Below are 8,915 nucleotides of genomic sequence, written 5' to 3'. Positions count from 1 at the left end.
ACGTCCGCGCGGCAGCAGCGGCTCGATCCGAGCCCACTCCTCGTCGCTAAGCCACTGAACATGCTTGGCCATCTCACGGCTCCTTTTCAGAAGCCTTGAATCAGCAACCACACATTACCGCCAGCGCTTATTGAGTACGGACCCTAGCCCTGCGGTCCTACGGTCTCGCCCCACCCCGGCTAATCGAGATCCACCGCCTTTGGCGCGCGGCACGCGGTTCGCCGTTCGTCGCCGCGGCGACCGAGCGCTTTTGAACCGCCTTAAGATCGCACCCGAGAGGGCAATTCGAAGCGCGGCAGGAAGTTCAGCGCCGTTGTTCCACCAAAGGCGCCTATCCCTAAACTCAGCCCTATACGAGGCCCCGTGCCATTAATCCCTGGGGTCTGATCCTGAGCTTATCGCTATCCTGGGCGGTTGATGCGACGCCGCCTTGCTGACGGCCGATTGACCGGCTGCATGATGAGCGCGCGAGGTCAGCTTCCCGCCCATCTCGGCCGTCCGGAGGTCTGCATCGCCGCCCGGTCGCGCCGGGAGCGGACTCTTGCGACCCTCCAGGAAAGTGATGTTAGAAACTCGGTGGCGAGGCTCCAAGGCGCTTTCCATATCGCCGAACCAAGAGCATGCGTCGCGCGTTGGGGTGAGTCTTAACAGCACCGCTTGGACGACCGCCGTGACTGCCGATGATGATCATTCGCCGCGACACCATGAAGAGGACATTGAGGGCGGTGGCCAAGCCCGAGGCGTGCCGGCCGCTGGGACCTTGGATGATGGGCCTTCCGAACCGCTTGGGACGTCTGGCATGCGCCATTGGCGCGAAAGCACGATTACCCGTCCGGATCTGAACGAACGCGGCGGTGTGTTCTTCGCCGCGGTCGAGATGACGCGGATGCCGATGATCCTGACCGACCCCAACAAGCCGGACAATCCGGTGGTCTTCGCCAACAAGGCGTTCCTGGATCTGACGGGCTATGAAGAGTCTGAGATACTCGGTCGCAATTGCCGGTTCCTGCAGGGGCCCGGCTCGGACCGCGAGGTCGTCGCCGAGCTTCGCGAGGCCGTGGAAAAGGTCGACGCCGTATCCGTGGAAATCCTCAACTACAAGCGCGATGGCACCCCGTTTTGGAACTCGGTTTTCATCGGTCCGGTGTACGACGTCTCCGGCGAGCTCCTCTACTTCTTCGCCAGCCAACTGGATGTGAGCCGTCGGCGCGACAGCGAGCAGGCCTATCGTCAGTCCCAGAAGATGGAGGCGATCGGGCAGCTGACCGCGGGACTGGCCCACGACTTCAACAACCTGCTGCAGGTGGTCAACGGCAACCTGGAGCTCCTGGCGTCGCGTCCGCTTGACGAGCGAAGCCTGCGCTACATCGATGCGGCCCGCTCGGCGGCCGAGCGCGGAGCCAAACTCACCCGACAGCTCCTGGCTTTCGCCCGCAAAACGCGCCTAGAACCGACCCCGGTCAATCTGTCCGAACTGATCGCCAATTTCGGCGAGCTGATCGAGAGCACGCTGGGCACGCAGATCGACGTCCAGCTGAACCTGCGCCGCCGCTTGCCGGCTGTCCTGGTCGACGCCGACCATTTTGAGATGGCCTTGCTCAACATCGTCATCAACGCCCGCGACGCCATGCCCAACGGCGGCGTCGTGACGATCACGACCCGGAGCTTTCATCTCAATGGCGACGCCGAGGCACGGCAGCTGCCCAGCGGCGACTATGTCGCCGTCGAGGTTCTGGACGAGGGCGAGGGCATGCCCCACCATGTCCTCGAGCGGGCCATGGAGCCGTTTTTCACCACCAAGGGCGTCGGCAAGGGCACGGGCCTTGGATTGGCCATGGCGCATGGCTTCGTCCAGCAGTCACGCGGACGCCTAGAGATCGAAAGCGAGCCTGATCACGGCGCGCTGATCCGCCTGATCTTCCCGGTCGCGCCCGAAGCGATAGCGCGCACCATCCGGGCTCCAGCAAGCGTGGCCGCCCTCCCCGCGCAAGTAGACCAGCCTTCTCCTGACGGCGCGCGGGTTCTCCTTGTCGAGGACAATCCCGAGGTTCAGGCGCTGGGTCGGGAGATTCTGAGCGCGGCCGGGTACAGCGTGACCACGGCGTCCTCGGGCGATGAGGGACTAGCGGTGTTCGCCGCCGCACCCGACGCCTTCGACCTGCTCTTCAGCGACATCGTCATGCCGGGCGGCCGCAATGGCATCGTGCTGGCCGAAGATGTACGGCGTCTACGACCGGAGATCCCCGTTCTTCTGACCACCGGCTACAATGAGGATCTGCTCGCCGAGGGGCCTGCACGCCCGTCTCAGAACGTCATCGGCAAGCCCTATCGGCGCGCCGAACTGCTCGACCGCGTACGCCAGGCGCTCGCGAACCTGTCCCCGGATGTGCGACGGACGCCGTCAGATTTCGGATCCGCAGAGGGCTAGCCATGAGGCTCAACCGCGCCAGGAGCAGAACTTGGCGGACCTCCAAGAACGCGACATTCGTGAGCCGGGCGAGCCAAGCGCCTCGCCGCTACCTCATTGATCGCCCGGACGATCTATGAGGATCCGATCGTCACCTGCGCGAGTCCGGCCTATCTCTCGGGCCGTCCCGCGCCCGTTCAGCCCTCCGATCTCGAAGGCCACCTGCGTATCGGCTATTTCTCGGCCGCATCCAGCGAAGTCAGGCCGATGGTGTTCGAGAAGAACGGCCAGCGCAGCGTCATCGAGGCCCGCGATCTCATGGCGAACGACAGCACGGGTCAGGTGAACATGATCCTTCACGGCCTGGGCGTGGGTCAGACCTACCTGTCCACTGTCGCCGCCCACCTGGCATCCGAGGCGCTGGTGCGGTTGCTGGACGATTGGACCAACGGCTCCGACCCGATCTCGGTGCTGTATCCTCCCGCCAAACGACTGAACGCGTGCGTTCGGGCCTTCATCGACTGGCTGGTGACCTATCTCGAGGCTGAGGCGCGGCGTTCGACCCAGGTTTGATACAGCCGCGAAGAAGACATGTCCGATCGACACGATCCAATCAAAGCCCCCGCACGCCATCAACACCCAATACGAACGCGACACCTGACGGCGTCGCGCCATATGCGGACCTTAGCGCCGCTCCAAGAACGGGACGTTCAGCGCAGCGGAACTCGGCTGACCAAAACTCTAGAGTTCGGAGACTCACCCACTAGATCCAAGCCGCCCCTGCGCGGGCATTTAACTTGACCATATTCCAGCAGCTGCCGGCCGACGGCAGCCCCAGTTGAGCGGGTCGAGCGTGGAAATTGCGCGCCGCGAAGCAAAACGCCGAATTTGCGGAGCGGGCCGTGATCAGGTCCAGCACCCGTTGCTGCGACTCTCAGATTGACCAGCAAATGCGCCGCTCGTAAGGCGGTCCCTTCGTTGCGCGCGCACGGGAGAAGCAACGATATCAGGCCCAGCAGTCATCCAATACCGCAGCGGCTATCGCTGCCTTTTCTTGCGGCAGGAAGCGCGCGTAATGTCTTTCAACCATTTCGGCCGTGTCCTGAATAGCATAACCAGCCATCTCGAAAGATCCGGTCAACTTTAGCACATGGGACGCCAATACATGCCTCGCCGACCACGAGGAAGGCATGCACTCAAAACGCCGCTCGCAATCCCATAGTGCTCCTCGATAACCGAGAGTGCGCGTCGCTCCTCCGCGCTTCCCGGGGCTCTTCGCCCGGTGCGCCAAGCACTGATCGTCGCTCTATGAATCTTTATTCCGGCATTTTCGATAACAAGTTGAAGTGCCGCGCAAGTATCACCGTGAACATCCATCTGCTGGGCCAGTTCCTTATGGAAGCTGATTTCCTCGCGCCTGGAACGCAACTCTGCCAATGCTTCATCACTCCCGCGTTCGGGAACGGGTAGGCGGCGGCGAACATCAATCCGCTTCTCAATGACCTTATAAATAGTTAGACGCCGCTTCCGATTTGGCATTCCAAAGCTCCCGGTGCTCCTCACGCAGGCTACTTATAGGCATCACCTACTATGCTACTCATCGTCTGTCGAATGTGGAACGCTCTCCGCATAGCGTCACCTCAGATGAAAGCGCCGCCTTCTCAGCTGCGCCGCGTGGTGGCGGCGAATGTACGTCGCCTGCGCACGACGCTCGAAATCAGCCAGGAACGCTTAGCCAGCGATAGCGGACTCCATCGAACATATGTCGGCGCGATTGAGCGCGCTGAACGGAACGTGTCACTGGATAATGTTGAGCGACTAGCGCTAGCTTTGGGCGTTGAGCCCTGGCGCCTGCTGCGTGAATGCGAATAGAGATTCAACGCTTCTAGAGCGCTGCTCAATGGGCGTCGATCATCAGGTTAGAGGCATTGACATTAGCCTCTTACGAAGACAGCTCCGACATAAGCGCCCTACAATTGGTGCTGACCCCAGCGCATTTGCGCCTGGATGCCAGGAACACCCCGCTGCTTGACGTGACCAGAGCGGCAACACAAAGGGAGCACTAGGCAAATTGCGCTTCAATTTTTGTGCGGATGCGCCACGACCCAAAGCCGTGCTAGATATAACTGGCGCTCGGTCAATGTGTATTCCGAAATAATGTCCTGAGGATCCAGGCCCAATTCAAGAAGCCTCACCGTATCGTAGACTTTTATTTGGGTGTGAGGGAATGTTGGATCCTGCCGGTTAGCTCCCAGCGTGCTGATGGCCTCATCAAGATCGGCGATACGGGCGTCAACATCACGACGCACCCACGCGACATCCAAGTGAACAACAGGGTTCACACTGTAATTCTCCAGCCCAGGGCGCTCTTCAAGCTCTCGATAAAGCCGAGCACGTTTAGGCACTGACAGGTTACTTGTCAGATAGTAGTCGAGCCGCAGGCATAGTAGATGATGACGAGACAGAAACCGGGGCGATCGGCGTCCACCCCCAGACCTCTCTAAAATCACTACCTTCTTATCTATCAAATTTTGGACGATCTTCAGTTCGAGCCCACTTATCGCCGCCGCGTCCAAGGTTGTAAAAATCCGCTTCACCTGAAATGGCCCGCGCTTTCGGTTAGGCGTCACCGCCAATGCGCGGCTCAATAGCCTAGAAACACGCCCTTCTAATAGCGTTTAAGCGCCTACGAACATGATGCCGATCGCGCTGCATCTAGCCCCCAATGATGACTATAGGTAGCGTCACGTCGCGTTGATGGGTAGAGTCGCGTTCTCTGAAACTGTGAGACTGAGAGGACGCCGGCTTGGCCCATCGATCCCATTGCGGCGGGACGCCACCAGACGGGTCGAAGCGACAGCGCTTCCCTGCTTCGCAACTTTACCAGACTGAAGCCGCAGCCAAGTTAGACTTTGGCGCCGGTGGCTTCGCTTCTGCACTAAAACTATGCGCCGAGCGGCATGGCGACAGCCGAGCACAACTGCACCGCGTGCTAAATCAAGCAGGACACGCTATCGGCCGGTCTAGCATCTATTCGTGGTGGCGCGGAGCTCAAAGCCCTCGGGATGTTAAGGCCATGAGGGCAATCGCTTTCATTGAGCGGCGTTATGGCCTTGGAGAGGGAGAGTTGCGGAGGCTGCTCCCGTATCAGCGGCGAGGCTATTACGGCCACCAATTGCCAGGCTTAACCGCGAGCGAGCGCCGCCGAATATCGAGTCATTTGCCCGAAGACTTTAATGACCGCCCCGTGACCGAACAGGACCAGATCATCAGTTGGGTTCGAACAGTCATTCTAGGCGGGTCAACGCCTTACCGGCGCTATCAGCGGAATGCACAGTCGTTTGCATATGCCGTCGGCTTTTCCGCCGAAGCTTGCGATACGAGCATGCCGTATTCGCTCAAGCCGAAAAAATTTGAGCCGCATTTCACCGTCGGGGTGGATCGAGTACCGGCCCCAGCTGCGCTGGACGCGGAAATGGCTGATCTGCTCCGCTTCAAAGCCTCTGAAATCACCCCTCTCCGCCTCAATCGCTCCGGGGTGTGGGGGGAAGCCAGTGTTCAGCAACGCGCCGCCCACATTGGGCTCTTGTTCGGGGCGCTAACGGCCCACCCAGACGGGCCGGCTAAGGGTCTGGGCGTCCCCCTGGAAAAGATCAGCTTTGCCATGCTCGCGCATCCAGGCATCTGGGCATGGTACCTGCAATGGCGCCGAGCACGTCGAGGCTTCTTGACGTTGTGGGAGGCGGACATGCTTTTGCTCGGGGGAGCGCTGACGCGTGAGCCTACGGGATGGCTAAGGCAGTCGCCACATCTCGCTGGCCGCATGCCGGAGGTCCCGAATATTATTACGCGTGAAGATGTCAGTCGCGCGCAGGCGGATTGGGAAGCGTATTGCGATCAGGCGTGCGCTAAGCTTTGCGCCTGGGCGAGCGATGTGAAGCGTGTGGCCAAAATTCACAGGGACCCATTTGAAGCGATCCTACCCGTCCTGGAATCCGACACCCCTGTGCAAGTCTACGCGCGCATACCTGCCGAAGTCCTCCGCACCCTGCCTGATCGCCGACGTTATCCCGTTGCAGCGGCAGAGGCGACACGTTCCTGCCTGATGCTAAAGCTTGGACTGCATACAGGTTTGAGGCAGAGAAATCTCCGAGAACTCCGGGCAAGCAAACGAGGCGCGAAGCCGACGCCGATGACCCAGCTTGAGTCCTTGCGATGCGGCGAACTCGGTTGGGACGAAGATAAAAATGGCTGGACAATTCGGATACCCGCCGCGGCATTCAAGAATGGTCGATCATCGTACTTCGCTGATCGGCCGTACATTCTACGCTTGCCGGACACTGGCGGCCTCTACACGCATATTGAACTTTACCTAGCTAAACATCGAGCGGTACTCCTTTCGACCGCTAGCGACCCAGGGACTCTTTTTGTAAAGACCGTGAAGAGGCTGACAACCAAGGATGCCAGCTATGACAGCACAACATTTTATATGGCGTGGAGAGAAGTAGTGCAACGCTACGGCGTTTTTAACCCTTACACAGGTAAGGGCGCTATTAAGGGCTTATTACCCCACGGACCGCACAATGTGCGCGATATATTGGCAACACATATTTTGAAACGCACTGGCTCTTTCGAGCAAGCCGGCTACGCTATACAAGACACCGCCGCGACTGTTGCTCGGCATTATTCCCGGTTCCTGCCCGGCGACAAGGCTGCGTTCATTTCTCGGCTTCTTGAAACAGATTGGGCCACGCCCTGAAGGGCGCCAGCTTAGCTGTGGATACACTAAGTTGGCCATTGCGAGCCCGCCCGACCTCTGATAGCCAGACCCCCTCTTCGCCGACGCAAGCGTGTCGACCGGTGGCCCGGTGGCGGAGTGGTTACGCGCCGGACTGCAAATCCGTTTACCCCGGTTCGATTCCGGGCCGGGCCTCCAACCTCTGCTCTTTTTTCTGATGGCTTAGCCGGTTAGGGCCTGGCTTCAGTTGAGCCAGTAAGCGCAGAGGGCGCCGAAGAGGTAGTTCCTGCCAGCTTTCCGTAGCTGTTGACTATATGACGGGGTCTTTGAGCCTGCACCACAAGCGCTCAACGAGGTCGTGCTGCCTGTAGGCGTCGACGTCGTAGAGAATGGCGACCTTGCGTGAAGCGGTTGAAGGAATGACCGCGTCAGCGCCGCGCTCGGCCAGGCACTGGCGTAAATGGCTGGCGTCGTAGGCGTGGTCGGGGAGCAGGCGACGGAATGGCCCGGCGGCCTGGATCCGCGCCGCAGCAGCGGCTCGATCCAGCCCCGCCGCGTCGCTATGCCACTAACCTGCTCGGCCATTTCAAAGCTCCTTCTCAGAAGCCTTAGCTCAGCAACCGACGATTACCGGCAGAGCTAATTTGGCGCGGATCCTGGCGCAGGACCCCCTCGAACTAAAAGTGAGTAAGAAACACTATAATGCGACCGCCCAAGCTCCACTGCATTGCGGCCTAAAAACGGCCAGCAAAGCAACTGTGACGGGGAGGTGCGACTGACTGCGAACGCGCCTGACGAGCCCGAGCACAGGGCTCGATATTGGGTTCGGGATCTGCTCGCCATTTTTGCCCATCAAGTGGGCGGACTTGCTGATCAGGATAAAGCCAGCCCCTTTGGCGCCATCAGGCTCGACCTCGTCACGCCAGGAAGCGGGTTCGACGCCGGCTATAGCCTGACTGGTCACGGTCGCTCGGCCGAAATCACGAGTTTATCCAACAAGCTAAGACCACCGGAGGCACCGCTCGCAGAGCCGCCCCTTCGACGACCGAGCTCAGCGTCAGGGTAGCAACGCCCGAGGCGATGAAGCCCTCACCCAGCCTTTGCGGCCGGACGGTTGAGGTTAGGCTGGGCAGCAGCCCGAGAGATCATAGCGCCAGATCGCCGAGGCCGCGACCACGGCGCCAGCGCTCGCAGCGATCGGCCGGCGAGCTGCGGGGGCGCTCTCGATGATGCCAAGACCAATCAGCACGGAGCAAAAGCCAAGCAGGCCAAATGTTCGGCGGCGCCGCGACAAGGAGGATGCTCGCCTGAGAACAGCAGGGTGCTCGTCCAACCCGACCAGTTGGTCCGGAGCCGCCGCGCCATAAAGGCGCTCCAGTCTGGCGCAAAGGCACAGCGCTTCAACCTCCACCCATCGATCCGTTCGCTCCTTGGTCTTCGGCATTCACCGCGCCTCGATCCTACGCCCCTCAGGCGAAAATCCTGGGTCGACGATAGCGTTGCGTGAGTAAGGCAAAGTTTGTTACGCCGGTAGCGGAATTGTGGTCGTCGAACCGCGTTGCGCCGCGACAAGGCGTCGCGCTGCATCACCGAAGACATACGATCGTCCGCCTGGAACAAGCTTGGCCTTTGCGCGTTCGCACCTGGCAATTTTGCTCGGAGGTGCTCATGAAACCCGTCCGCAAGGCCGTCCTTCCCGTCGCCGGCTTGGGCACCCGCGTGCTGCCCGGGACGAAGTCGACGCCGAAGGAGCTTCTCAACGTCGTGGAC

General features: G+C 60.5%; 5 protein-coding genes, 1 tRNA gene and 2 pseudogenes. 6 read left to right on the top strand and 2 right to left on the bottom strand.

The window, feature by feature from the left end; genetic code table 11:
- Positions 1-799 precede the first annotated feature (799 nt).
- The 3 genes and pseudogenes from DDF67_RS13700 (at position 800) to DDF67_RS13685 (ending at position 4,279) form a co-directional block, all read left to right on the top strand.
- Positions 800-2,428, top strand: a complete 1,629-nt coding sequence (locus tag DDF67_RS13700; RefSeq protein WP_199229229.1) for a PAS domain-containing protein — start codon at positions 800-802, stop codon at positions 2,426-2,428.
- A gap of 90 nt (positions 2,429-2,518) precedes the next feature.
- Positions 2,519-2,980: pseudogene (locus tag DDF67_RS13695) on the top strand (LysR substrate-binding domain-containing protein); the annotation flags it as partial.
- Positions 2,981-3,997: 1,017 nt separating this feature from the next.
- The gene (locus DDF67_RS13685) at positions 3,998-4,279 is read left to right on the top strand and encodes a helix-turn-helix domain-containing protein (RefSeq protein WP_332888328.1); all 282 of its coding nucleotides are present in this window, start codon (positions 3,998-4,000) and stop codon (positions 4,277-4,279) included.
- Positions 4,280-4,485: 206 nt separating this feature from the next.
- Here the strand turns inward: DDF67_RS13685 and DDF67_RS13680 are convergent, their stop codons facing one another.
- Positions 4,486-5,043 (bottom strand): hypothetical protein, encoded by a 558-nt coding sequence (locus DDF67_RS13680; RefSeq protein WP_158278053.1) that lies wholly within the window; start codon positions 5,041-5,043, stop codon positions 4,486-4,488.
- Between the two features lie 440 nt (positions 5,044-5,483).
- On the opposite strand from DDF67_RS13680, the gene DDF67_RS26085 reads away from it, so the two are divergent.
- The gene (locus DDF67_RS26085; protein ID WP_146198034.1) at positions 5,484-7,166 is read left to right on the top strand and encodes a hypothetical protein; all 1,683 of its coding nucleotides are present in this window, start codon (positions 5,484-5,486) and stop codon (positions 7,164-7,166) included.
- Positions 7,167-7,269: 103 nt separating this feature from the next.
- Positions 7,270-7,343, top strand: a tRNA-Cys gene (locus tag DDF67_RS13675).
- 922 nt (positions 7,344-8,265) lie between these two features.
- Here DDF67_RS13675 and DDF67_RS25345 read toward each other — a convergent pair.
- Positions 8,266-8,589: a hypothetical protein gene (locus DDF67_RS25345; protein WP_146198033.1), complete on the bottom strand. Its 324-nt coding sequence runs from the start codon at positions 8,587-8,589 to the stop codon at positions 8,266-8,268.
- A 224-nt stretch (positions 8,590-8,813) separates the two neighbouring features.
- On the opposite strand from DDF67_RS25345, the pseudogene DDF67_RS13665 reads away from it, so the two are divergent.
- A pseudogene (locus tag DDF67_RS13665) lies at positions 8,814-8,915 on the top strand (UTP--glucose-1-phosphate uridylyltransferase); the annotation flags it as partial.

The sequence above is a fragment of the Caulobacter endophyticus genome (assembly GCF_003116815.1).
Taxonomy (GTDB): Bacteria; Pseudomonadota; Alphaproteobacteria; order Caulobacterales; family Caulobacteraceae; genus Caulobacter; species Caulobacter endophyticus.
This window is presented reverse-complemented; position numbering and strand designations above follow the sequence as displayed.